This window comes from Paraburkholderia acidipaludis NBRC 101816, from assembly GCF_000684975.1.
GTDB classification, from domain to species: Bacteria; Pseudomonadota; Gammaproteobacteria; order Burkholderiales; family Burkholderiaceae; genus Paraburkholderia; species Paraburkholderia acidipaludis.
The window spans coordinates 71,215-96,787 of sequence record NZ_BAXZ01000007.1 but is presented as its reverse complement, the minus strand read 5'-3'; the positions used below and the strand labels follow the sequence as shown (position 1 = coordinate 96,787).

The window sequence follows — 25,573 nt, the reverse complement described above, 5'->3', positions numbered from 1 at the left end:
CATGACGATTCTTGGCATCGAACAGATTACTTACGGCGTGACGGACCTCGAAACCTGTCGGCGTTTTTTCGCCGACTGGGGCTTGAAGGAAGTCGCGCATGACGAAACTCGCGCGCGCTTCGAGACGCTGAACGGCTGCACGGTGCTGGCCGTCGATGCGAACGACCTGTCGCTGCCCGTCGCGTTCGAGGCGGGCCCGACGCTGCGCGAAGTGACGTGGGGCGTGGCCACGCGCGAAGAACTGGACGCCCTGCGCGAACGCCTGAAGGGCCAGCCCGGCTATACCTCCACCGACACGGCGGTGGGCTGCTACGACCCGGCCGGCATGGCGATCCGCATTGAAGTGACCCGCAAGCGCGAGATCGACGTGCAGGGCTCGCCGTCGAACGTGTGGGGGCAAACGCTGCGCGTCGACCAGCCTTCGCCCATCTACGAGCGCGCGGAGCCGGTGGAAGTCGGCCACGTGGTGTTCTTCACGAACTGCCTCGCCGAGCAGGAGAAGTTCTATCACGAACTGCTGGGCTTCGAAACTTCGGACCGCTACCCGAATCGCGGCGCGTTCATGCGCTGCGCGCCGCACGGCGGCCATCACGACCTGTTCCTGCTCGCGCTGCCCGACGGCAAGAAGGGGTTGAATCACGTGGCGTTCACGGTGCGTGACATCCACGAGGTATTCGGCGGCGGCCTGCATATCAGCCGCTGCGGCTGGACCACGCAGCTCGGCCCGGGCCGGCATCCCGTTTCTTCGGCGTACTTCTGGTACTTCAAGAACCCGGCGGGCGGCCTGATCGAGTACTACGCCGACGAAGATATCCTCACGCCGGAATGGCAACCGCGCGACTTCGAGCCGGGCCCGACCGTGTTCGCCGAATGGGCCATCGACGGCGGCCTCGACGGCAACACGCGCCGCCAGAAGAACGTCCAGGCGCCGGAAGGCAAGTTCATGACGGAGCGCAAGCAATGAACACCGAAGGCACGCAGGAAGCGCAGGCAGCACCCGGCACGGTCGTCGTGATCGGTGGCGGCCAGGCGGCGGGTTGGGTCGTCAAGACGTTGCGCAAGGAGGGCTTCGACGGCCGCCTCGTGACGATTGCCGACGAAATCCATCTGCCCTACGAACGTCCGCCGCTTTCGAAAGCCGTGCTCGCGGGCGACGCGGACATCGACACTGTTCGCATCGTCAAGCCCGATGAGTTCGCAGACCTGAACGTCGAGACGTGGCAACCCGATTGCGCCACGCAGATCGACCGTGCCGCGCGCATCGTGAAGACCCGCGAGGGCCGCGAGGTGCAGTACGACCGACTCGTGATCGCAACGGGCGGCGCGGCGCGCCGTCTGCCGGCGAGCGTCGCGAAGACCTCGCACGTCACGTATCTGCGCACGCTCGATGAAGCCGTGGCGCTGGGCGAACGCCTTCGCGCGAGCCGGCGCGTGCTCGTGGTGGGCGGCGGCTGGATTGGCCTTGAAGTCGCGGCTACGGCGCGCAAGCTCGGCGTCGAGGCGACCGTGGTGGAAGGTGCGCCGCGCCTGTGCGCGCGCTCGCTGCCGCCGCTGGTATCGGACTTCCTGCTGAACCTGCATCGGGCGAACGGCGTGGACGTGCGCCTGAACGCCGCGCTCGTCTCGCTCGAAGATCATCCGGAGGACGCGAGCCGCGTGCGCGCCACCTTCGCCGACGGCTCGACGCTCGACGCCGACTTCGCCGTTGCCGGCGTCGGCCTCGCGCCGCACACGGCGCTGGCGGAAGCCGCGGGCCTCGCGGTGGCGGACGGCATCGTGGTGGACGAATACGGCGCGACGGAAGACCCGAACGTGTTTGCTTGCGGCGACGTGGCCAATCATCCGAATGCGTGGCTCAAGCGGCGCGTGCGGCTGGAGTCCTGGGCCAACGCGCAGAACCAGGCCATCGCGGCGGGAAAGGCCGTGCTGGGCGTGAAAGCTCCGTACGCCGAAATTCCGTGGTTCTGGTCCGATCAATACGACGTGAACCTGCAGATCCTGGGCGACCTGCCCGCGGACGCCGAACTGGCGGTGCGCGGCAACCTCGATGAAAAGCGCGCGTCGCTCTTCTTCGTGGAGCTCGGCCATCTGCGCGGCGTGATCGCGATCAACGCGGCACGCGACCTGAAGCTCGCGCGCAAATGGATGAGCCAGGGCCGAGCGGTCGATCTTTCGACCTTGACCGACACCAGCAAGGCGCTTGCGTAGACCAACGAAACGGGAATGGACGAGACGCATGGGAACCATCGATAACTTCATCGGGCGGCAGGGCGCGGCGACCGTGGGCGAGACCCACACGCGCGGCTCGATCATCGCGCGGCTGGAACGCCTGCCGACCAATGCGATGCAGGTGCGCGCGCGCATCCTCATCGGCCTCGCCACGTTCTTCGATGGCTTCGACGTGATCGCAATCGCCGCGACACTGCCGATCCTCATCCAGAAGTGGCATCTCACGCCGTGGGAGATCGGCTTTCTGATCGCCTCCGGGTCGATCGGGCAGCTGTTCGGCGCATTCCTCTTTCCGTGGCTTGCCGAGCGACACGGCCGCGTGCGCGCGATTGCATGGAGCTCGGGGATCATCGGCGTGACGAGCATTGCGTGCGGCTTCGCGCCCACCTTCGCGGCGTTCGCGGCGCTGCGCGTGGTGCAGGGGCTGGGCCTTGGCGGCGAACTGCCGGTGGCGGCCACCTATATCAACGAGATCAGCCGGGCGCACGGACGCGGACGGTTCGTTCTGCTTTACGAAATCGTGTTTCCTATCGGCCTGCTCGCTTCGAATGCGCTGGGCGCCTGGATGGTGCCGCGCTTCGGCTGGCAGGCCATGTATTTCATCGGCGGCCTGCCGCTGATCCTGTTCTTCACGCTGCGCCGTCTCGTGCCCGAGTCGCCGCGCTGGCTTGCCGAACACCATCGTCTGGAAGACGCGCACATTGCCGTGAGCGCGTTCGAGCGCAAGGTGAAGGGCGTGCTCGAACCGATCCCGGATGCAGCGGAGTTCGACGCGCTCGTCAACCGCCACCCGGAGCGCCGCGTCAAGGATCTCTACGGCCCGGCCTACCTCAAGCGCTCGATCGCCGTGGCAATGCTGTGGATGACCTGCGGCTTCATCCAGTACGGTCTTTCGACCTGGCTGCCCACCATCTATCGCACGATCTATCATGCGCCGCTGCAACTCGCGCTGAATCTGGCGGTGGCGGCATCCGTGCTGGGCGTGGTGGGCTCGCTCACCTGCGCGCTGCTCGTCGACAAGGTGGGCCGCAAGCCCATCATCAACGTCTCGTTCGTGCTGTGCGCGCTGTCGCTCGCGCTGGCCGGCATCTGCCACGCCATGTCGGTCTACGTGGTCGCGACGTTCTGTGCCTTTTCGCTGGGCTTCCTCGCGTGCGGGTTCATCACGGCCTATGTCTATACGCCGGAGCTCTATCCCACCAGCATCCGCGCCATGGGTTGCGGTATGGGCGGCGCATGGCTCAAGGTGGCGGCCATCTTCGCGCCCACCATCGTTTCGAAGACCATGATCGGCGGAAACCTCGACGTGGCGTTCTACATTCTCGCGGCTGCGCCGTTCCTGGCCGCCGTTGCCGTGCATCTGCTCGGCATCGAAACCAAGGGCAAGGTGCTCGAGCAACTCGAGGCTTGAGGACCGGGCACGCTTCAAGGTAAGCGAACGGCGACATGCCCGAAGCTCACGGCACGCGTTGGCGAGGCGTCGCGTCTCGCCAACCGATTGCCGAGTCGATCAAGCGTTCATCTACGCATCGCCCGGTGTATGGGTAAAGGTGCTGGCCAGGCTGAGCGAAAGGCTCCGATGCAAGCCGACTTGGTGCCTTTTCCAGTTTCGACTATAAAGAAAAGGATCCCTTGCTATTGCTGCGGTGTTGGCCTGCCTCCATGACTTCCGGCTGGCGGGCGGGTTGGTCGTTCGGCGGGCCGAAGCGGGCCGCCGGCGCGCTGATCCGTATCCTGTGAAGTGTGATGTTTTGAATCCTTGCGGGATGAAAATCATGCTCACGATAGGCCGTCACGAACCGCGCTGGGCCACCAGCGTGATCTGCCTTGCCCTGAGCGGCAATGCCCTGGCGGAAGGTGTCGCCGACAGCGCATCCGCCGACGTGCTGCTCGCCTCGATTGCGCCGCTGCCCATGGAGGTCGTTTCTCCCATACCGGAGCCGGGCCAGTACGTTTTCCACTACGCCTTGCAGTATTCGTCGTATCAGGAGGCCACGGCCGGCCTTAGTCCTTCCGACTTCTATGCTGCGGCACCCGGAGCGTTCGAACGCACTGTCGTGCCACCGCCTTCCGGTCCCTTGCATTTGCAACCGCAACCGCAAGCAACATCCCCTGGGAGCGGATTGGGTGCGGTGGCTTCGTCGGCTACGCTGCTGAGCCTGCTGCAGTTGGCGGACGAAGGCACGGGCTCAGCCGCGCATACCACGCGCCGGCTCGCGATGATGGTCAACGACTGGCGCGTTTCCGCCAGTGCGCACCTTTCCGTCACGCACGGCCACGATACGGGCGCCACCGTTTCGGTCCAGCACAAGTTCTGATGAACCAAGGCGCGAAGGGTTATCTCTGGCTCATTGCGCAGCCCATTCGGCCAGCGTGGCAATGGTATTCATGTTGCGCGCCGTGCCCGACTTTGCCGCTGGAATCTTGAGCTTCGTGCGCGCCATGCCGTCCGGGTAATGGACATAGATCTCGCGCTTGCCGAGCGCGATTGCCTCAGTGCCGAGGCCGCTCACGTGCGCAAGCGTGTCGGCGGGCGGCGGCGCGTCGAGGAAGATCGCAACCGTACGGTCGGGCGCCGCGGCGGTGAACGGATTGGCGCGCAGTACCGCGGTCAGTTCTCCGCCCGTGCGAACGAGCACGCCCACCGGCTTGCCGGCGTACTCGTCGAGGCGGCGTTCGAGTGCACCCTTGGCTTTCGCTTCGGAAAGCGCGCTGGAGAAGACGAGGTTGCCGCTCGCGATATAGGTGCGCACGTTCGCGAAGCCGGCGGCTTCCGCCATGGCGCGGAGTTCCGCCATGGGTAGTTTGCCGGTGCCGCCCACATTCACGGCACGCAGGAAAGCGACGTAAGTTTGCATTCGGCAATTCTATGACGTTTGCCGCGCGTTCAGGCAACTTTGAAGCCTCCGGTCAATTCGCGCAACGCATGTGCCTGATCGGAAAGCGAGGCTGCCGCGGCTGCGCATTGCTCCACGAGCGCGGCGTTCTGCTGCGTGACTTCGTCCATCTGCGTGATTGCGAGGCCAACCTGCTGGATGCCTTCGCTCTGTTCGCGCGAGGCTTGCGCGATTTCGCCCACGATGCTCGTCACTCGCGTAACCGCGGCCTCCACCTGCTGCATCGTTCCGCCTGCGTTCTCCACCAGACTCGCGCCGCGCTCGACGCGCGACGTGGATTCGGCGATCAGCGCGCCAATCTCGCGCGCCGCCGTCGCCGAGCGTTGCGCAAGGCTGCGCACTTCGCCTGCCACAACGGCGAAGCCGCGGCCCTCGTCGCCGGCACGCGCCGCTTCCACGGCGGCATTGAGCGCGAGGATGTTCGTTTGGAAGGCGATGCTTTCGATCGTGCCGACGATGCCCGTCATCTGGGCGGAGCCCGTGTGGATCGCGCGCATGGTTTCGATCACCCCGCTCATGGCGTCGCGGCCGTTCGCAGTGAGATGCGACGCGTCGCGCGCGAGGCCGCTGGCCTGTTCGGCATTGGCCGCGTTCAGTTGGACCGTGGCCGTGAGCTGCTCCATGGCCGAAGCGGTTTCGCCCAGCGAGGCGGCTTGCTCCTCGGTGCGCTGCGAGAGATCCTGATTCCCCGCCGCGATTTCCTGCGTGGCCGAGGCAATCGCCTGGGAACCGGTGCGCACCGAGGCCACCGTGCCCAGCAGGCGCTCCTGCATCGCGCCGAGTGCGCGCAGCAGCGTGCCCATTTCGTCGTTCGTTCGCACCGTCACGCGCGTGCTGAGGTCGCCCGCGGCAATCGCGTCGAACTGGTGCAGCGCGCTCGCGAGCGGCGTCATGATCGCGCGGCGCAGGGCGCGCCAGCTCAGGAACGCCACGCCGAGCGCAAGCACGATGCTCGCCGTGCAGGTGGCGAGCATGGCGTGGAAGAGGCTGGTCGAGTGCTCCTCCGCTTGTGCTGCTTGTTTGTCCAGATACTGTTCCAGCGCGCTCTGGCTCGTGTTCATCGCCGTGTAGAGCGCAATCAGATGCTGTGCGCGGTTCTCGTCCATCCATCCCGTGTTGCCGCTGCGGATCGCCGCGATCAGGCGGTCGATGCCGTCGTGACGCACGGCGTTGCGCTTCGCGTCGAGGTCGTCGGTGAGGGCGGCGAGTTCCGGCGTCTTCGGCAGTGCGCGGAAATCGGCCCAGTGCCGGTCGGAATCCGCGAGCAGGCCGTTGGCACGGTCCAGTTGCATGCCTAGCTGCGGCGACTGCGGATTGGCGATCGCCCAGTCCAGTCCGAAGCGGGCCCGCGACATGGCCGTGCCCGACTTGCCCAGAGCGACGACCGACGCGTAGTGGGTCTCATAGGCCTCGTGCTGGGCGCGGTCGCTTTCGGCCATGCCGACGATGCCGATCGCGCCGGTCGCGATCAGCAGCAGGGCGAGGAACGCGATCGTGGAGGCGATGCGTGCGTTGAGCGTGAGGTTTGTCATTGTGGAAGGGGCGGGTCGGGTTGCCGGAGTCTCGCTTATGTTTCTTTAATGGAACAAAGCGCCAATCATGGAATATATAACGGCAAAAATCTGGACGTTATTTAGACCGCAAAACCCGGTATGGCAGGTACTCCAGGGAAAACGACAGGTTTGGCTTGCGCCGTTTGATCCACCGGCAGCGACAGATGCTTCCGGTGGGGGCTCTCATCGTGGGGGGAACGCGCGCAGCGTGCGCTGCGCGCGGCGGGCAGGTTAGACCACGCTTCCCACGTACACATGCAGGTCGACGCGATGCGGGCTAACCACTGATTCGTGGTTTGCCGCGCGTCGGTCGCTTAATGATGTGAAGAAGCAAGGAGGGGTGAAGCCGCCGAGTTCTGTGCCGTGAGCGTCGACGAAACACCAGCGGGAGCAGCGGCGTAGGAGGCCATCGACTGGACGAGCTGTTGTGCTTGCGGATTGGCTGATGCGCCAACGCCCGTGCTTTGCAGCCCGGGGTTTTGCCATACCGACCAGGTTGCGTTACCCGATGCGTCGATAGATTCGATCAGCGTTCCTGCTTGAATGCCGTCGATATCAAGCGTATTTCCGTTGCCGAAATTGACAAACAGGTTGTTGGGGTAGACCTGGCTGTTGTCCAGGCTGGCGCCGCCGGTAAGCACAATCACGTTTCCATTCTCGATAAACGACCCGGAACTTGTCGTGACGGAAACTGACTCGATTGGGGAGTTATTTTGGTCGAGAGTTTGGGCGATGTTGATCGAGTTGTTCGAACCATTCACACTGAGTTGCACCGAGTTGCTGGGCTGTACGGCAGTGCTGGCACTGATCGAGTTGCTGTTTCCGTTGATGGTCATTACATGCGTTGTGGCGCAAAGATCGATCACGTCATTGTTGCCGCTGATCGTATTTGCATCGAAGGCGGTAATCTGGGTGCCCCCTTGCGTAGCATTAACGGTGACGTTCGAGCCGGCGGCATAGACCCAGCTGTTTGCGCCAACAGTGATGGTGTCGCTATTGGCGTTATCCATAATGCGGCTGTTGGCTCCGACGGAAACGGAGTTGTTCGCACCGTAAATCGTGGCGCCTACGCCGCTGATGCTCGAACCGTTGAGCGCATTGCCCGTCCCCTCAATGGTGACGTAGCCTGCCCCGGTTTCCAGAATTACCGTATTCGACGATCCTTGGGCGTCCAGAGTGGCGCCGCTCTCGACGTCAAATATTGCATCGTCCGTGGTGTACGTGGTATTGGGTTGCGTAACTTCGTAGAACGAAATGCTCATAAATGCTCCCATTTGAGTTGAGCATGATTAACCGATCTGGAATCCCGGATCGGGCTGATGGAAGCTGCGCCATGGCGGCGCAGCTTCCGGAACTGTTTCCGTTGTGAGTTGGGCGCTGGAACTATCGCGTCGCTACAAATCCTGCCGCCCGAGTGTCCCCAGCTTTGCCGCCAGATTCACCCGCGCGTTATCCCAATCCGCCAGCGCCTGAACGCGCCGCTGCTTCGCATTGGCCAGCGCCGCCTGCGTGTTCATCAGTTCGAGGATGTTTCCTACGCCCGCGTCGTAGCGATGCTTCGCGGCATCCCATGAGCGTTGGGCAATCGCCAGCAGGTTTGCGCTGTTCTCCGCGTTTTTCGTCGCGCCCGTGAGCGTCTGGTAGCTGCTCCACACATCCAGCGCGACCTGCCGCTTCGCGTCGTCCACGGCGTCCTGTTGCCGTTCGGCCTGCGCTCTCGCCTGATCAATCTGGTAGTGCCGACCGAATCCCTCGAAGAGCGGAATGTCCAGTTGCACGCCAATGTAAGCATCGTGACCCGTCGCCGGATACGTCGGCATCCCAAGCCCGAGGCTCTGCGGCTGGTTGTTGCGGCTGTACTTGGCCACAAGGCTGAGGGAGGGCAGGCCCTGCGCGCGCGTCTGCGAGACTTTCGCCAGCGCGGCCTCGTACTGCGCCTGCGCGGCCCGCACCGTCGGATGCGTGTCCTGCACGTCGCGGATCATCTGCGCAACCGGCTCGCTGAAGGTCTTGCCCGTGTCCGCGTTCTCCGTCACCGGCGGCACGTCCAGCGGAATATCGGGCGTGAGGCCCATGTCGGCGGCGAGCGTACCCAGTGCCGTCTGCGCATCGCTTTGCGCTTTTGTCAGGCTGAACACCGCCTGCTCGTGCTGCGTCTGCGCCTGCAGGGCATCGGTGATGGGGGCCACGCCCTTGTCGGTCCGCGCCTGGGCGGCGATCATGCTCTGGCGTGTCATGTCCTCGACGTCGCTGGCCGCCACAAGCTCGCCGATTGCCGCCTGGGCCGCGTAGTAGTCCTTGGCGGCTGTCGCAAAGAATTCCTGCAGGGTGGCGTCCTGTGTCGCGCGGGCGGCGTCGAGCAGGGCGTTCGCGTTGCGCAGTGCCGCCTCGCGGCCGCCGAAGTCGTACAGCAGCCAGTTCAGGCTTACGCTTTCCGCATGCACGGTCGATTCGATATCCGAGCCCAGCAGCGGGTGGTTGTCGACATCGATCACCGAGTGGTCGCGCATCCCCTGAAGGTTGGCCGATATCTGCGGCAGGTAGGCCGCGCGCGCCGCGCCGACGCCGGCCGCCTGGGCTTTCACGGCCGCCCAGGCTTCCCGCGTCTTCGGGTTGTTGCACAGCGTGCGTTCGACTGCCTCCGCGAGGCGCAGCGGACGGCCCGGCGCCGTGTCGAACCCGCATGCCGGGTCCATGGCGCCCGCCGCGGTCGCGGAGATGTTCTGTTCCGCGCGCAGCACGTCGAAGGCGTGCGCGATACCGCTCAAGACGGCCAGGCCGGCCAGCAGCGCGAGCCGTGCGGTTCTTCTCCTAGCGCTCACGCATCCCCTCCTGGGCGGTCTGCAGCAGCGGATCGAGGAAGTACCCGACTACGCTGCGCTTGCCCGTGCGGATGTCGGCCGTCACCGCCATGCCGGGCGTGAGCGTGATCCAGCGGTTGTCCACGCGGATGCGGTTCGTTTCCAGCCGGATACGCACCGGAAACGTCAGCCCGAGCTTCTTGTCCTGCACCGCGTCGTTCGAAACTTCGGTGATGGTGCCGTTCAGATAGCCGTAGCGCGTATAAGGAAATGCTTCGACTTTCACGGCCGCGCGCTGGCCCGCCTGCACGAAACCCACGTCCTTGTTCTGCAGTCGTGCTTCAACTTCCAGCGCGTCGTCCGGCACGATCTCCATGAGCGACTGCGCGGTGGTCACCACGCCGCCCAGCGTATGCACCGAAAGCTGCTGCACGGTGCCCGCCACCGGCGCGGTGAGGCTCATGAGCGACTGGCGCGTCTGCGCCTTGGTTTCGTCGTCACGGCTTTGCGTGAGCTGCTGCGTGGCCTTCTCCAGATCGTCGAGCTGGTCGTGCCGGAACTTCGAGGCGGTCGCCTCGACCTGTGCGCGCTGCTCCGCGATCCCCGCGGCCAGTTCGTTCGCGTGGCTGCGCTGTGCCGTGAGCTCGTTTTCCTTGTCCAGGGCGCTTTGTTCCTTGTCCAGGTAATCGTTGCGTGCAACGTATTTGTCCGCAACGAGCGCCCGGTAAGCATCGGCCTGCTGGCGCGCGAGCGGGGCGGTTGCCACGAGCTTGGCGATTTCCGCGCGCGTGCTGTCGAGCTCCGCCTGGCGCTTTGCCAGTTCCGCCTGTTCGCCCATGTACTGGTCGCGGTATTCGAGCCACGCGCCTTCGGCCTGGCGCTGCGCATCCTGCATGCGGGCCTCAGGCGCATCGTCGACGTTCGCCACCACGGGCGGCTTGCCGTCGCGCTGGGCCGCGAGCAGGGCGTTCGCGCGTGCCGCAGCCAGGGCGGCATCGAGCCGCGAGGCGTGCGCCTTGTCGGCATCGGCGGCGGCCTGTGTCGTGTCGAGTTTCATGAGCAGCTGGCCGGCTGCGACCCGTTCGCCGTCGCGCACACCGATCTCGCGCACCACGCCGGTAATCGCCGGCTGGATCGTCTTGACCCGCGCATTCGGGATGAACTCGCCGCTGGCCGTTACCACGATATCCAGACGCCCCAGCACACCAATCAGCAATGCAATCACGGTGAGCGCCACCAGCACGCGCATCGTCCAGCGCGGCGCCGGATGCACCGGCGTCTCGACCAGTTCCAGTTCCGCGGGCAGAAAGGCGAGCTGGTTGGCATCGCGCGCGGGCCTTTCCAGTTCCCTGCGTACATCCCACACGGCGCGCCACACCGCGGCGTAGCGCCTCACGAGATCGGCGAACGCCTGAAGTTTCATCGCTTTCATGCTCAGGCGTCCTGCAGGGAGACGAGGTGGGCGTAGTAGCCGCCGTGACGCAGCAGCGCGTCGTGATCACCCTGCTCGACGATCCGGCCGTGGTCCATGGCGATGATGCGGTCCGCGTGGCGCACGGCGGAGAGGCGGTGCGCGATGATGATGACCGTGCGCCCCGCGCAGATCGCTTTCATGTTGTCGCGGATGATGCGTTCGGTCTCGAAGTCGAGCGCGCTCGTGGCCTCGTCGAAGATGAGGATGCGCGGACTCGTGAGCAGCGCCCGCGCAATGGCAAGGCGCTGGCGCTGGCCGCCCGAGAGGTTGCTGCCGTGTTCGCCCACCACGGTGTCGTAGCCTTCGGGCAAGGCGCAGATGAAGTCATGGGCGCCGGCGAGCTTCGCGGCGTGAATCACGGCCTCGAGCGGCACGCCCGGATCGGAAAGCGCAATGTTCTCGCGCACGGAGCGGTTAAAGAGCAGGTTCTCCTGCAGCACGACGCCCACCTGCCGGCGCAGCCACGCGGGATCGGCCAGCGCGAGGTCCTGCCCGTCGATGCGCACCATGCCCTGCTCGGGCACATAAAGGCGCTGCAGCAGCTTCGTGAGCGTGCTCTTGCCCGACCCGGAGCGGCCCACGATGCCGATCACCTGGCCCGCGCGGATGTCGAACGAAACGCCGTCGATCACGGGCGCCGCATCCGGACGATAGCGGAAGCGGATGTTGTCGAACGAGACGTCGCCGCGAATGGGCGGCAGGGCCTGGCGCGTCTGCGGAATCTCGGTGCGCGTGTTCAGGATGTCGCCCAGGCGCAGCATGGAGATGCCGATTTGCTGGAAGTCCTGCCAGAGTTGTGCGAGACGCAGCACCGGCGCGCTTACGCGCTGGGACATCATGTTGAAGGCAACGAGTTCGCCCACGGAAAGCCGCCCGTCGATCACGAGCCGCGCGCCGATGAAGAGCGTGCCGAGCGTGACGAGCTTGCCGACGAGCTGGATCAACTGCTGGCCGACGTTACCGAGCTGATTGACGCGGAAACCCGCGCTCACATAGGCGGCAAGCTGCGACTCCCAGCGCCGGATGAACTGCGGCTCGACGGCCATGGCCTTCACCGTCTCGACGCCCGAGACCGACTCCACGAGGAACGACTGGTTGTCGGCCCCGCGCGCGAACTTCTCGTTCAGCCGCGAACGGAACGCGGGCACGAGCAGCGCGGAAACGAGTCCATACACGGGCAGCGAGGCGACGACGAGTAGCGTGAGCCACACGCTGTAAACGCACATCACGCCAAGAAAGACGAAGGAAAACGCCAGGTCGATGACGGCCGTGAGCGCCTGTCCGGTGAGGAAGTTGCGGATGTTTTCCAGCTCGCGCACGCGGGCCACCGTATCGCCCACGCGGCGCGCGCCGAAATAGCCCAGAGGCAGCGCGACAAGATGGCGGAACAGACGTGCGCCGAGCTCGACGTCGATACGGTTCGTGGTATGGGCGAACACGTAGTTGCGCAGCCCTGTGAGCAGCACCTCGAACACGGAAGCCACCAGCAGCGTCATGCACACGACGTTCAGCGTGCTGTAGGTGCGGTTCACGAGCACCTTGTCCATCACGACCTGAAACATGAGCGGCGAGACGAGGCCGAAGAGCTGCAACACCAATGACACGCCCAGCACTTCCAGCAACAGTTTGCGGTAGCGGACGATCGCGGGGATGAACCACGAGAAGTCGAAGCGGGCCAGTTCGCCCGCGAGCGACGCGCGCGAGGCGAACAGCAGCATCTGGCCGGTACTGCGCGCGGCAATCTCTTCGAGCGGCTTGATCGTGGGTGCCGGCGCGCCCGGCTCCAGGATCAGCCCGGTCTTGCCGTCGGTCTTCGCGAGGATGAAATGACGGCCGTCGCGGTCGAGCACCAGGGCGGGTAACGGTGTGCTGCCGAGCGTCGCGGGCCGCAACGCGACGATGCGCGCCTTCAGGCCCAGGCTGCGGGCCGAGAGCACCAGATCCTTGCCGGTGAAGCGGCCGGTGCCCGTGGCGGCTGCATGTTTGAGCTGGGCCGCGTCGGCGGCAATGTTGTGAAAACGGGCGATGGTCACGAGCGCGGCGAGCCCCGGATCCTCGACAGAAGCTACTTCGTTATCCTGATTTTTTGTCATTGAAGCTGCACGGCAAAAACGTTAAGCAATTGCTAAACGGCGCAGAGTCTAATGGATCCCTAATTTGAGAAATAGCCTATTCAGGCAAATGTGGCCCTTAATTTCCGAAACTTTCATCTATGTTGGCTCACATCAAATATGTAGGTTAAACGTAATGTTATCGATGCTCGCGCAACCTTTTCCCGGCCAGCCCGCTGGACGATCGGCAACCGAATCGGGCCGTGATGTCATTGCCGCCGGGGTCGTCCGCGCGAAGAATTTCGTTCATCGCGTTCGCGGTGCAAGCACGCCTCGGGCGACAACATTTCGCGGAGACACACCATGCAATTCACGCTGAACGGCGCGCCGTTTACGTTCGCCGGCGATCCCGACACGCCCCTTCTGTGGGTGATTCGCGACGCGGCCGGCCTCACCGGCACCAAATACGGTTGCGGCATTGGCGCGTGCGGCGCGTGCACCGTGCATCTGGAGGGCGAGGCGACGCGTTCGTGCGTGCTGCCGGTTTCCGCCGTCGCGGGGCGCGCCATCACGACGATCGAAGGGCTCTCGCCCGACATCACGCATCCCGTTCAGCTGGCCTGGATCCAGAAGGACGTGCCGCAATGCGGCTATTGCCAGTCGGGCATGGTGATGGCCGTTGCGGCGTTGCTCGGGCAGCACCCGCACCCTACCGACGCGCAGATCGACCAGGGCGTGACGAACCTGTGCCGCTGTGCGACCTATCACCGTATTCGCGAGGCGGTTCATGTCGCAGCCAATTCCTGAGCAGGCAGTGACCGCGGCCCCGCGCCGCGAGAGCCGGCGTGATTTCCTCAAGACCGGTTTCGTGTTGGCGGGCAGTCTCGTGCTGCCGCTCACGTGGGGCACGCACGCTGCCGCGGCCGACAGCACCGGGAAAGACGTGGCGCGAGGCGTGGGTTTCCACGAAATCAACGACTGGGTGCGCGTGGACCCGGACGGCCGCACGATCATCGGTCTTTCGCAGTGCGAAGTGGGGCAAGGTGTGTACACCGGTCTGCCCCAAGTGCTCGCGGACGAAATGGACGCCGACTGGCGCCTCGTGAGCGTGGAGTTCGTGACAGGCCGCGACGCCTATCGCATCTCGGCGGCGAACGAGATGCCGCAGCAGTTCGTGGGGGCGTCGATGTCCGTGACGATGTTCTACACGCGGCTACGCACGGCGGGCGCGCAGGCGCGCGAGGCGTTCCTCAAGGCCGGCGCGCATCGGCTTGGCGTGCGTCCGACGCAGTGCACGGCGAAGAGCGGCCGCGTGATCCATCTGCAGACGGGCCGCTCGGTGGCCTACGGCGAACTGCTGGCCGACGTCGCGAAGCTGCCGCTCGACCCGCAGCCGCGCCTGAAACCGGAATCGGCGCACACGCTGATCGGCCAGCCGCTGCACAAGCTCGACGTGCCGGCGAAGGTGAGCGGGCGCGCGCAGTTCGGCGTCGACGTGAACGTGCCCGGCATGCTGCACGGCGCGCTGAAGATGGCGCCCACGCTGAACGGCAAGCCCGTGGCCGTGCGCAATCGCGACGCCGTGCGCGCGATGCCCGGCGTGGTCGAGGTGGTGCAGGCGAAGGATGCCGTGATCGTGGTGGCCGCTTCGTACTGGCAGGCGAAGAAGGGCTGCGACGCGCTCGACGTGCAATGGGACGACGGCGGCGTGGCTTCGTTCGACAGCGCCACGATCCTCGCGCAGCGCAAGGCCGCGCTGATGGCGGAGCATGCCGTGGTGGCCACGCATATCGGCGATGCGCCCGCGCGCTTCGAGGGCGCCCGGGCCACGGTCGAGGCCGACTATCACACGCCGTACATCGTTCACGCGACGCTGGAGCCCGTCAACGCGACCGTGCACGTGCGCGAGCACGATATCGAGGTCTGGGGGCCGATCCAGGGGCAGGACAAGGTGCGCTGGACGCTCTCCGCCATCTTCAAGGTGCCCTCGGACAAGGTGATCGTGAATACGACCTTCCTTGGCGGCAGTTTCGGCCGCAAGTACGTGCCCGACTTCGTGATCCATGCGGCCGTGGCTTCGAAGGCCGTGGGGCGTCCCGTCAAGGTGATCCGCTCGCGCGAGGACGACATTCGCCACGGCTTCTACCGCCCCGGTGTTTCGGCACGCATGCGCGCGGCGCTGGGCGCCGACGGTTATCCCGAGGCCATGCACATACGCGTGGTGGGGCAGTCGCTCTACTGGTCCATCAAGCGCGACTACTTCGAAAAGGCCGGCGGCTGGGACGAGACCATGCTCGATGGTCTCTACGACCTCGGTTATCGCGTGCCGAACCTGCTCGTCGATTCGGTCAACGTCACGCAGCCGGTTCCGGTCAGCTTCATGCGCAGCGTGGGCAGCACCTCCAGCGTGTTCTTCCTCGAGAGTTTCGTCAACGAACTGGCGCGCGCGGCCAACATCGACCCGCTTCAGTACCGGCGCACCATGCTGCGCGACGATCCGCTCGCCGTGCGCGTGCTCGACCGGACCGCAGCGAAGGCGAACTGGTCCGGCAAACCCGCCGCGGGCGTGCATCGCGGCATCGCGTACTGCCTCTACACGGGGCGCGGCGGCGGCTTCACCACCTACGTCGCGACCATCGCCGAGCTGCGCATGGTGGAGGGCAAGGCGAAGCTCGAGCGCGTGGTCTGCGGCATCGATTGCGGACGCGCGATCAACCCGATGCTGATCGAAGAAATGGTGGAAGGCGGCATCGGCTTTGCGCTCACCAACACGTTCAGGAGCGAGATCACGTTCAAGGACGGCGCGGTGGAGCAGCAGAATTTCACCGACTATCCGCTGCTCTGGCTTTCGCAGATGCCGAAGATCGAAGTCGTGATCGTCGAGAGCGATCGCGCTCCGCAGGGCTGCGGCGAAGTGGCGTTGCCGCCCGTCGCGCCTGCCGTGGCCGAGGCGCTCTATCAGGCGACAGGCGCGCGTCTGCGCACGATGCCGCTCGATCAGACGCTCGCGTGAGACCCAGTGCGGTCTTTTCCGATTCTTTTATCCACAACCAGAAGCGTTTCCATGTTGCGTACTCCGATCCTTTCCTTTGCCTCGCTTGCAGCAGCAATCACCGTTTTCCCGGCGCATGCCGAGCCTGTCATCGACGCCGCGCGTGCCCAGCAGATCGCCACGCAGCATGCGTGCTTCGGCTGCCACGCCGTCGACAGGAAGCTTGTCGGGCCGGCCTGGCGTGACGTGGCCGCGCGCTATGCCGGCAAGCCCGGTGCCGCGGCCATGCTCGTCGCGCATGTGCGGAACGGCAGCTCCGGGGTCTGGGGCGCCGTGCCGATGCCGTCCAACGCGATCAGCGCCGCCGACGCGCAAACAGTCGTGCAGTGGATCCTCGCGGGCAGCAAGACGAACTGACCGCGTCGAACGACAGTCGCGCGGGCTTACGCGCAATGGGATATCGTTGCATCGCGATGATGGGTGTCCAGCCGCGCTGCTGGCCGAGGGGAGGGAGTCAGAGATGTCGATAGACCTGTTGAGCGATGCCCTCGCGGACCTGCGCGCCGACGCCGTGGTGACGGGGCATTTCTCGCTCACGGCGCCGTGGGCGTTCCTGAAGCCGGCCATGAACGGCGTGGTGTTCCGCACGGGCTTTGGCAGCCCGTTCTACATCGTGCTGGCGGGCATGGCGCCGGTGCGCGTGGAAGCGGGCGATTTCGTGCTGCTGCCGCATGGGCAAGAACATGTGCTCGCGTCGGCGCCGGATATCGAACCGGTGCCCTTCGACGACCTCATGGCGAACCAGGGCATCCATCCGAGCTTCGACACGCCGCTGCACTTCACGGCCGGCGGCGGGGGGCCGGCCAGCGACCTGTACACGGGTATCGTGGTGTATCGCGAGGCCGTGCGCAGTCCGCTTTTCAGGGTGCTGCCGCCGCTCATCCACGTGCGCGCGAACGATCCGGCGGTGGGCCCCTGGCTCGCGAGCACGCTGATGGCGTTCATTCGCGAGTCGATGGCGTGCCAGCCCGGTTGGGCCGTCGCGGCGGCGCGCCTCGCCGACGTGCTGTTCGTGCAGCTGCTGCGCGCGCATCTCGCCTCGGCGGCCAGTCATACGGGCTGGCTGCGCGGCCTCATGGACCCGCAGATCGGCAAGGCGATCGCGCTCTTGCACCGGCATCCCGAGCGCGACTGGACCGTCGAAACGCTCGCGGCGGCGGCCGGCATGTCGCGCTCGCGTTTTTCCGCGCGTTTCGTCGAACTCGTGGACGAAACCCCCATCGGCCATCTCACCTCATACCGTATGTATCTGGCAAGCGGCGCGCTGCGCGATACGCGGAGGCGCCTGATCGAGATTGCGGAGAGCGTGGGCTACGCCTCCGAAAAGGCCTTCATTCGCGCATTCCGGCGCTGGTCGGGCATGGCGCCCAAGCAATACGCGCGCAACCTGCGCGACCCATACGACATGGCGAAGAGCGAGGCAGGCCGCGTGGCGTGAACGATTCCGGCGGCGGGGCGCGCGCCGGGCAGGCTGGCGGCCCGGGAACAAGCGTCACGGAAAAACGCGAGAAACGGTATATACTGTTTACTTTACAAGTTCAGTGAACAGCATGAACGAACCGACTCTGCGTAAGCCCACGAAGAAAGCTTTCTATTTCCCGACGTCCGCCGAAGCTCGCGACGAAAAATCGCCGGCCAAGGCCGCCAAAGTGGCCAAGGCGGCCAAATCGCCGAAAGCCGCCAGGACCGTGAAGGGATCGAACGCCAAGGAGAATCTCGTGCAAACCGTGAAAAAGGCTGCCGTGGCGGCAGCTGAAGCCGCAACCGAAGCGGCGCCCGCAGCCGCGACCGACGCTGCAACCGAAGCGGCCGTGAAGGGCAAGGCCCGGCGGGCGAAGAAGGACGACGTGAAAAAGGACGTCAAGAAAGAAAGCCCGAAGAAAGAAAGCGTCAAGAAAGAAAGTGCGAAGAAGGAAAAGGTCGTGCGCGACAGCTTCACGATGCCGAAGGCCGACTATGAAAAAATCGCGACGCTCAAGAAGAAGTGCCTCGACGCCGGCATCACGGTGAAGAAGAGCGAACTGCTGCGCGCGGGTCTGATGCTGCTCGATTCGACCTCCGAAAAGCGCCTGCTTGCCGCTGTCGCTGCCGTCGAAACGGTCAAGACCGGGCGCCCCGCCAAGTCGGTCTGATCCGGATTCAGATCACGTTCGCGCCAGAGCTGGCCGAGAGGCCCGACGAAGGGCACGGCCACTGAGCGCGAAGCGTGGCAACGTTCCGCGCAAATCATCGACAAGCGCATCGTCCTGTATCGAACCATGTTCGCAGAGCCGGACGCCGCGCTGGTCGAACCCATCATGCGCACTGCGCCAAACGCCGCAGTTGCCAATCCGCCCTGGCTGATCGAAGCTCGGGGTAACCGGACTGTCCTCTCACCAGCCTTGACCGCTGGCAGACTCCCGTCCTGATGCAGCTTCCGCCAATGAAGTCGTTGCTTCGGGTTCACGTCGTGCTGCCGCGCTCCCATCCGGATCCGCTTCGCCAACTCGAAGCGCTCTCTCGCATCGTCGCCAGCTTTCGTGCAGCCGTTCAATGTCGTCGACACTCCTACGTCTTTGAAGAGCGATGATCAAGTACTGCCCGATTTGAAAAATATCGTCAGCAATGTTGATGAGAGTGGGGATTTTTATAATTTGCCGGCCTCGATTCTGTCAGGAATTTATGTGATTCAATGTGTGTATGGGGTAATTCAATGATGTTGGCCAACCGATTTAGCATCGAGATTCCGAAATATCACATCTATGTAAGTTTTTTGTAATTTCAATTGAAAAGTCAATTTTTCCCTCTGTTGAGGACTTATTACCGGTTTTCCATTGGATTGTTTCTAAAGTCGGGGTCACCTACCATGATTTAATATCTCATTAAAGGGGGTGTGGAATCGGTAATGACTTGCCGCGTAGTTAAAAAATAGGGGGCTGGGTATAGTGTGTCCGCGCATGAGCGGGCATCTGATTTTCGATTGCGCTACAACGGTGTCGGATTAACTCGCCAGTGCATGTAGTACTTCTAAATTTCAGCTGCCAGACTCTGTACGAGAACGAATCATGAAAAAGAAAACGTTGATTTTTGCTGCTGCCGCCGCTGCCGTTGCCGGTAGCGCCCAGGCCCAAAGCAGCGTGACGCTGTATGGCCTCGTTGACGCCGGCTTGACCTACGTGAGCAACGAAGTGAACGGGAATTCACAGGTCCAACCCGACGGGCACGTGACGGGCGGCAAGGCCATGATCGGCATGACCAGCAGCAACGTTCAACCGAGCCGCTGGGGCTTGCGTGGCGCCGAGGATCTCGGCGGCGGCTTGAAGGCTGTCTTTACCCTCGAAAGCGGCTTCAACGTGATGAACGGCAGCACCGTGACGAGCTCGCTCTTCAACCGGCAAGCGTTTGTCGGCCTGTCGAGCAGCGACTACGGCACGTTGACGCTGGGTCGCCAGTACGACTCGATGGTCGATTATGTGGCTCCCCTGTCGGCTACGGGCTCGTGGGGCGGCACGTACTTCGCCCACCCGGGTGACGACGACAACCTCAACAGCACGTTCAGCATCAACAATTCGGTCAAGTACCAAAGCGCGAATTACGCCGGCTTCTCGCTCAGCGGCCTGTACGGCTTCTCCAATCAGGCGGGCGGATTTACCAACAACCGCGCGTACAGCGTGGGTGCGGGCTATACCTACGGCGGTCTGCGTCTGGGCGCGGCCTTCCTGCAGCTTCAGGGCCTGAATTCGGGTAACGACAACGGCGCTGTCCAGGATCTGCCGGCGTTTACCACGGCGAACCTGCCGGGTATCCAGAATCAACGCACCTGGGGCCTCGGCGGGAGCTACGCCTTCGGTCCCGCGCTCTTCGGCGCAGTGTTCACGCAGAGCCGCTTCCAGGACCAGCTCGCCGACGCGTCGGTGCGTTACAACAACCTCGAAGTCAACGCGCGCTACGACTTCACACCGGCTTTCTACGTGGGCGCCGCCTACACCTACACGCAGGCGCTGCGCAACACGCCGGGAAGCGGCAGCACGAACAACCGCTCGTCGCACTGGAATCAGTTCGGCCTGCAGGCTGACTACTCGCTGTCGAAGCGCACCGACCTCTATGCGGAAAGCGTCTTCCAGATCGGCGCTTCGAACACGGCCGGTACGAACTCCACGCAAATCAACGGCACCGATCTTCCCTCGGCAAGCAAGAGCCAGGCGGTCGTGAGCACGGGTATTCGCCACCGCTTCTAAGCGGCCGAGCGGTTTTTTCGCAGCCAGGGGCGGTGGCTTTGCCGCTGCCCCTTCCATCTGCGTTTCCCGGAACGCGCCGTTCAAGCCCGCTTGCAACCGGCTGCAACGGGCCGGCCTTCTTGCGAACATTAATTCGTAATGCGGGGTGAACCAACCACCATGGGGGATTCAATATGAAGAGAGATCGTTTGCGCAGTCTTTTGCTGATTCCGCTGCTGTCGCTGCTCGCAATAGGCTCGAATGGGGTAGCGAATGCTGCGTCGTTTTCCGCTGGCTCGCGTGCGCAACTGGTTTCGGAGGCGAGAGCATCGTTGCACTCGCTTTACGCCACTTCGCCCAAAGCGAAGCAGCTTGCCGCACACGCGGCAGCCATTCTCGTTTTTCCGAGTGTGCTGAAAGGCGGGTTGATGGTCGGTGCGGCGGGCGGGAATGGGGTGCTGTTTCGGCCAGATGGAACCGTTCTCGGTTACTACAATGTTGCATCGGTATCCTATGGACTTCAGGCTGGCGCCCAGAACTTCTCCGAAGCCATGTTTCTGATGAAACCGGCAGCCCTCAACTATCTGAACAGCACGGATGGCTTGTCCGTTGGCTCCGGTCCTTCCGTCGCCGTTCTCGATCACGGGGCGGGTTCGGACATGTCGAGCACGACGCTGCGCTCCGATATTTATGCGCTTGTTTTCGGGCAGCAGGGCTTGATGGCCGGCGTCGGCGTTCAAGGTCAGAAAATCACCAGACTCGACGACTGACACGGGAGGCCGGCGCTTTCGCGTGCCGGTCTGCATCGATTTCCAGGTGGACCTCCCCGTCATTTATTTCGTTTTGCTTAATTTAATCAGAAGCTTTCTTTAACTGCAATGAGCGCTACCCAGATCATACGCTGCCGACAGAGACGAAACGAAATGGCGATTCGACGGAGGGGAACGGTACTCACCGGTGTCGTGCTGGGCCTCCTCTTTGGCGTTGGCGGGTGTCACAAAGACGCATCGCCCGAGAACAGGCCCATGCCCGCGACGGTCGATGTCATGGAGGTCGCGCCGCGCGAAGTTCCCGTCATATTCGAATACGTCGGCCAGACCGAGAGTTCGCAGCAGGTGGAGATCCGCTCGCGCGTGAGCGGTTTCCTCGAAAAGCGTGTGTACCAGGAGGGCTCGATGGTTCACCAGGGCGACGTGATGTTCCTCATGGACAAGAAGCCGTTCCAGGCCGCGCTCGACGCCGCGCAGGCCGAATACGCGCAGCAGAAGGCACGGCTCGACACGGCGCAGGCGAGCCTGAACCGCGTCCGTCCGCTCGCCGCGAAGAATGCGCTGAGCCAAAAGGACCTCGACGATGCGATCGGCCAGCAACAGGCTGCGGCAGCGGCCGTCGAACAGGCGCGCGCGAATGTGACGAGCGCCCGGTTGAACCTCGGCTACACGACCATCGCTTCGCCGGTGACGGGGCTTTCGAGCTTCGCGAAGAAACAGGATGGCACCTATCTCGACGCGGGCAACGGCTTGCTTACCTATGTGGCGAAGCTCGACCCCATGTGGATCAACTTCTCGCTCTCGGAAAACGAGATGCTGGACCTGCGGACGCAGACCCAGAGCGGCACGCTCAAGCTGCCAGAGCGCGGCAAGCTCGAAGCCGTGATCGTGCTCGCCGACGGGAGCGTCTACCCGCAGCGCGGCCATATCGCCTTCACCGATGCCGAGCTGAGCTCGGATACGGGCACCTACCTGATCCGGGCAACCGTATCGAATACGGACGGCGCGCTGCGGCCCGGCCAGTTCGTGCGGATCAAGCTCGTGGGGGCGGAGCGCCCGAACGCCATCGCCGTACCGCAGGAGGCGGTGCAGCAGGGGCCGCGCGGCGGATTCGTCTGGACCGTCGACAAAGACGGCAAGGCACAGCAGCGGGCCGTCGTCACTGGCGACTGGAACGGGCACGACTGGATCATCCAGTCGGGATTGCATCAGGGCGATCGAGTCATCCTCGACAACACGCTGAAGCTCATGCCAGGCGTACCCGTCAAGGCGCATATGGTTCCGCCTCCGGCTGCCAGTTTCGGCGCCCAGAGCGCCGCGGCGAGCGGGACCGCGGTCCCCGGTGCACCGGCAGCCGGAGGCTGATCAATGAAGTTCTCACACTTCTTTATCGACAGGCCGATCTTTGCGTCGGTGATCTCGATCATTCTCGTGGTGGCCGGCCTGCTTGCCATGGTCAATCTGCCGGTGGCGCAGTTTCCGGACATTGCGCCTCCGCAGATCACCGTGAGCGCGACGTATCCGGGCGCCAGCGCCGATATCGTTGCGCAGAACGTAGCCGCGCCGATCGAGCAGCAGGTGAACGGCGCCGACAACATGATGTATATGAACTCGTCGAGCTCCTCGACGGGCAACATGACGCTCACCGTCTACTTCAAGATCGGCACCGACCCGTCGCTCGCGCAGGTGGACGTGCAGAACCGCGTGAACCTCGCGCTACCCACGCTGCCCGAGGCGGTGACGTCACAGGGCGTCTCGGTGCAGAAGCGCTCGTCGGCGTTCATGATGGTGATCGCGATCTATTCGCCCGATAACACCTACGATCAGGCCTACGTGGCGAACTACGCGAACGTGTACGTGCTCGATGCGCTCAAGCGCATTCCGGGCGCGAACCAGGCCTCGATCTTCGGTTCTGCAGACTATGCGATGCGCGTCTGGCTCAAGCCCGACCGCATGGCCAAGCTCGGCATCACCGTCTCCGACGTGCAGAATGCGATCAAGGAGCAGAACCAGCAGTTCTCGGCGGGCCGTCTTGGGCAGGCGCCGACCAACGGGCCGGTTCTGCAGACCTTCCCGGTGACCACACAAGGGCATCTCGCCGAGCCCGCGGACTTCGACAACATCATCGTCCGCGCCGCGGCGCCGTCTTCTTCTGGCGCGAACGACGTGTCGATGGTGCGCATCAAGGATATCGGTCACGCCGAACTGGGCGCGAAAGACTACTCGATGCGCGGCCGCTACAACGGCAAGACGGCCACGCTGATCGCGGTCTATCAGCAGCCGGGTGCGAACGCGCTGGAAGTGGCAAGGCAAGTGCGTGAGACGCTTGCGCAACTGCAAAAGAGCTTCCCGCCAGGTCTGAAGTACGAAGTGGCGCTCGACACCACCGCGTTCGTGCACGAGTCGATCGTCGAGGTCGTGAAGACGCTGCGCGACGCGGTGATTCTTGTGATCCTCGTGGTGTTCCTCTTCCTGCAAAGCTTCCGCGCCACGCTCGTGCCCATACTTGCGGTGCCGGTGTCGATCATCGGCGCATTCATCGGCATGATGGCGTTCGGTTTTTCGATCAACATGCTGACCTTGTTCGGCATGGTGCTGGCAATCGGCATCGTGGTGGACGACGCGATCGTGGTGATCGAGAACGTCGAACGCAACATGACCGAGTTCAAGCTTTCACCAAAGGACGCGGCGAAGCGCGCGATGGACGAGGTGAGCGGACCGGTGGTCGCCATCGTGCTCGTGCTGCTGGCGGTGTTCATTCCGGTGGCGTTCCTCTCGGGCATTACCGGCCAGCTCTACAAGCAATTTGCGGTGACGATCGCGGTTTCGGTGGTGCTTTCGGGTATTTGCGCGCTGACGCTTTCGCCGGCGCTTGCCGCCATCCTGCTCAAGCCGGGCGAACGCAAGAAGAATCGCTTCTTCACCTGGTTTAACGAAAAGTTCGAAGCGCTTACCACCGGCTACGGCAAGGGGGTTCAGAGCGCGATCCGGCGTGTGGCGCTTTCCATTGGCCTGATTCTGGTGATGGTGGTCGCGACAGGCGGGCTCTTCAAGCATATCCCCACGTCGTTCGTGCCGGTGGAGGACCAGGGCTATCTGTTCGGAGCCGTCGTGCTGCCGGACGCCGCCAGTCTCGACCGCTCGGGCGACCTGTCGAAGAAGGCGGAGGACTGGTTCGCGAAGCAGCCCGCGGTGAAATCGATCGCCTCGGCAACGGGCTACAGCCTGATCGACTCGCAGTACAAGTCGAACTCGGGCACGCTGTTTATCACGCTCAAGGACTTCAAGGAGCGCGGCGAGAACGGCACGGCGCCGGACCTGATCCGCGATGCGCGCAAGGTGTTCGCGAGCTTCAAGGACGGTGTGGTCGTACCGGTCAATCCCCCGTCCATTCCGGGTCTTGGCACGACGGGCGGCTTTCAGTTCTGGCTGCAGAGCACCGGCAACGGGTCGCTCCAGCAGCTCGAACAGAAGGTCTATGAATTCGTGGCCAAAGCGCGCAAGAACCCGGCGCTCGCCGGCGTGAACTCGACCATCAATATGCACTCGCGCCAATTGCGCGTGGACGTCGATCGCGAGCGGGCCAGATCGCTGGGCGTGCCCGTGGAGGAAGTCTATTCCGCGTTGCAGACAATGTTCGGTTCGTCGTACGTCAGCCAGTTCCCGAAGGACAGCCGCCTCTTCCAGGTGATCGTGCAGGCGGAGCCGCAGTACCGCACGCAGCCCGACGACATTCAGCAGCTCTACGTGCGCAATCAGACGGGAGGCATGGTGCCGATCAAGGCGGTCGCCACGTTCCATTTCATGCCGGGCGCGGATATCGTCAGCCGTTTCAACGACTTTCCTGCCGCGCAGATCACGGGGGATGCGGCGCCGGGACACAGTTCGGGCGAAGCCATCGCGGCGATGGAGGACATTGCGCGCGAGACGTTGGGCGACGGCTACAGCTACGGCTGGAGCGGCCAGGCCTACGAAGAAAAAACGGCGGGCTCGACGGCAGCGCTCGTGTTTGCCTTCGGATTACTGATGGTATTCCTGATCCTCGCGGCGCAGTACGAGAAGTGGTCGCTGCCGATCGGCGTGCTGCTCGCCGTGCCTTTCGCGATCTTCGGCGCGCTGGTGGGCATCCTCATACGCGGCATGGAAGACGACGTGTACTTCCAGATCGGCCTGACCGTGCTGATCGCCCTGGCGGCGAAGAACGCAATCCTGATCTTCGAGTTCGCCGTGGAAATGCGAGAGAAGCAAAGTATGACACCCTACCAGGCGGCTGTGGCTGCCGCGAAGCTGCGCCTGCGGCCTATCGTCATGACCTCGATTGCGTTCATCCTTGGCTGTGTGCCGCTCGCCATTGCGAGCGGGGCGTCGGCGGCGAGCCGCCGCTCGCTCGGCACGGGTGTGATCTTCGGCATGCTCGGCGCCACGCTGATCGCGCTCTTCTTCATCCCGATGTTCTTCTGGGGGCTGGAGACACTATCGTCGCGCGGCAAGCCGCAGTCCACACCCGATGCCGCGCGGCCTGGCACACCTCCTTCGCAGGAGGGCTGAGC

General features: G+C 64.1%; 19 protein-coding genes and 1 pseudogene. 13 read left to right on the top strand and 7 right to left on the bottom strand.

Features of this window, described 5'->3' with window-relative positions; all coding sequences use genetic code 11:
* Position 1 precedes the first annotated feature (1 nt).
* The 4 genes from BAC01S_RS10810 to BAC01S_RS10795 all read left to right on the top strand — a co-directional run bounded on the left by BAC01S_RS10810 (position 2) and on the right by BAC01S_RS10795 (position 4,547).
* A complete protein-coding gene (locus tag BAC01S_RS10810; protein WP_027794781.1) occupies positions 2-964 on the top strand; it encodes a VOC family protein in 963 nt (320 codons plus the stop codon).
* Positions 961-2,208, top strand: a complete 1,248-nt coding sequence (locus BAC01S_RS10805; protein ID WP_027794780.1) for an NAD(P)/FAD-dependent oxidoreductase — start codon at positions 961-963, stop codon at positions 2,206-2,208. Before BAC01S_RS10810 ends, BAC01S_RS10805 begins: the two co-directional genes overlap by 4 nt.
* A gap of 28 nt (positions 2,209-2,236) precedes the next feature.
* The gene (locus BAC01S_RS10800) at positions 2,237-3,640 is read left to right on the top strand and encodes an MFS transporter (protein ID WP_027794779.1); all 1,404 of its coding nucleotides are present in this window, start codon (positions 2,237-2,239) and stop codon (positions 3,638-3,640) included.
* A 364-nt stretch (positions 3,641-4,004) separates the two neighbouring features.
* A complete protein-coding gene (locus tag BAC01S_RS10795) occupies positions 4,005-4,547 on the top strand; it encodes a hypothetical protein (protein ID WP_156954384.1) in 543 nt (180 codons plus the stop codon).
* Between the two features lie 30 nt (positions 4,548-4,577).
* Here BAC01S_RS10795 and BAC01S_RS10790 read toward each other — a convergent pair whose 3' ends face one another.
* From BAC01S_RS10790 to BAC01S_RS10765, 6 genes are all read right to left on the bottom strand, one after another.
* Positions 4,578-5,087 carry a DUF1697 domain-containing protein gene (locus BAC01S_RS10790; RefSeq protein ID WP_027794777.1) on the bottom strand — a complete coding sequence of 170 codons (510 nt, stop codon included), beginning with the start codon at positions 5,085-5,087 and terminating at the stop codon, positions 4,578-4,580.
* 29 nt (positions 5,088-5,116) lie between these two features.
* The gene (locus BAC01S_RS10785; protein WP_027794776.1) at positions 5,117-6,658 is read right to left on the bottom strand and encodes a methyl-accepting chemotaxis protein; all 1,542 of its coding nucleotides are present in this window, start codon (positions 6,656-6,658) and stop codon (positions 5,117-5,119) included.
* A gap of 335 nt (positions 6,659-6,993) precedes the next feature.
* Entirely contained in the window at positions 6,994-7,941 is a 948-nt protein-coding gene (locus BAC01S_RS10780; RefSeq protein WP_156954383.1) for a hypothetical protein, read from the bottom strand.
* Positions 7,942-8,073: 132 nt separating this feature from the next.
* Positions 8,074-9,501, bottom strand: a complete 1,428-nt coding sequence (locus tag BAC01S_RS10775) for a TolC family protein (protein WP_027794774.1) — start codon at positions 9,499-9,501, stop codon at positions 8,074-8,076.
* Positions 9,491-10,912 carry an HlyD family type I secretion periplasmic adaptor subunit gene (locus BAC01S_RS10770; RefSeq protein WP_027794773.1) on the bottom strand — a complete coding sequence of 474 codons (1,422 nt, stop codon included), beginning with the start codon at positions 10,910-10,912 and terminating at the stop codon, positions 9,491-9,493. Before BAC01S_RS10770 ends, BAC01S_RS10775 begins: the two co-directional genes overlap by 11 nt.
* Before the next feature lie 2 nt (positions 10,913-10,914).
* Positions 10,915-13,047, bottom strand: coding sequence for a type I secretion system permease/ATPase (locus tag BAC01S_RS10765; RefSeq protein ID WP_027794772.1), 2,133 nt, complete (start codon positions 13,045-13,047; stop codon positions 10,915-10,917).
* 321 nt (positions 13,048-13,368) lie between these two features.
* On the opposite strand from BAC01S_RS10765, the gene BAC01S_RS10760 reads away from it, so the two are divergent.
* The 5 genes from BAC01S_RS10760 to BAC01S_RS10740 all read left to right on the top strand — a co-directional run bounded on the left by BAC01S_RS10760 (position 13,369) and on the right by BAC01S_RS10740 (position 18,189).
* On the top strand, positions 13,369-13,812 hold the full coding sequence (locus tag BAC01S_RS10760) for a (2Fe-2S)-binding protein (protein ID WP_027794771.1): 444 nt from the start codon (positions 13,369-13,371) through the stop codon (positions 13,810-13,812).
* Positions 13,793-16,018, top strand: a complete 2,226-nt coding sequence (locus tag BAC01S_RS10755) for a xanthine dehydrogenase family protein molybdopterin-binding subunit (protein WP_027794770.1) — start codon at positions 13,793-13,795, stop codon at positions 16,016-16,018. Before BAC01S_RS10760 ends, BAC01S_RS10755 begins: the two co-directional genes overlap by 20 nt.
* Positions 16,019-16,072: 54 nt before the next feature.
* Positions 16,073-16,414 (top strand): c-type cytochrome, encoded by a 342-nt coding sequence (locus tag BAC01S_RS10750; RefSeq protein ID WP_084168514.1) that lies wholly within the window; start codon positions 16,073-16,075, stop codon positions 16,412-16,414.
* Positions 16,415-16,517: 103 nt separating this feature from the next.
* Positions 16,518-17,495 carry an AraC family transcriptional regulator gene (locus BAC01S_RS10745; RefSeq protein ID WP_027794768.1) on the top strand — a complete coding sequence of 326 codons (978 nt, stop codon included), beginning with the start codon at positions 16,518-16,520 and terminating at the stop codon, positions 17,493-17,495.
* A 112-nt stretch (positions 17,496-17,607) separates the two neighbouring features.
* Entirely contained in the window at positions 17,608-18,189 is a 582-nt protein-coding gene (locus BAC01S_RS10740) for a hypothetical protein (RefSeq protein ID WP_027794767.1), read from the top strand.
* A gap of 230 nt (positions 18,190-18,419) precedes the next feature.
* Here BAC01S_RS10740 and BAC01S_RS35535 read toward each other — a convergent pair.
* Positions 18,420-18,571: pseudogene (locus tag BAC01S_RS35535) on the bottom strand (IS3 family transposase); the annotation flags it as partial.
* Between the two features lie 530 nt (positions 18,572-19,101).
* Here BAC01S_RS35535 and BAC01S_RS10735 point away from each other — a divergent pair.
* The 4 genes from BAC01S_RS10735 to BAC01S_RS10720 all read left to right on the top strand — a co-directional run bounded on the left by BAC01S_RS10735 (position 19,102) and on the right by BAC01S_RS10720 (position 25,571).
* Entirely contained in the window at positions 19,102-20,274 is a 1,173-nt protein-coding gene (locus tag BAC01S_RS10735; protein WP_027794766.1) for a porin, read from the top strand.
* A 173-nt stretch (positions 20,275-20,447) separates the two neighbouring features.
* Entirely contained in the window at positions 20,448-21,023 is a 576-nt protein-coding gene (locus BAC01S_RS10730; RefSeq protein WP_027794765.1) for a lipid-binding SYLF domain-containing protein, read from the top strand.
* A 255-nt stretch (positions 21,024-21,278) separates the two neighbouring features.
* Positions 21,279-22,388, top strand: a complete 1,110-nt coding sequence (locus BAC01S_RS10725) for an efflux RND transporter periplasmic adaptor subunit (protein WP_245616563.1) — start codon at positions 21,279-21,281, stop codon at positions 22,386-22,388.
* Between the two features lie 3 nt (positions 22,389-22,391).
* Positions 22,392-25,571 (top strand): efflux RND transporter permease subunit, encoded by a 3,180-nt coding sequence (locus BAC01S_RS10720; protein ID WP_027794763.1) that lies wholly within the window; start codon positions 22,392-22,394, stop codon positions 25,569-25,571.
* Positions 25,572-25,573 lie beyond the last annotated feature (2 nt).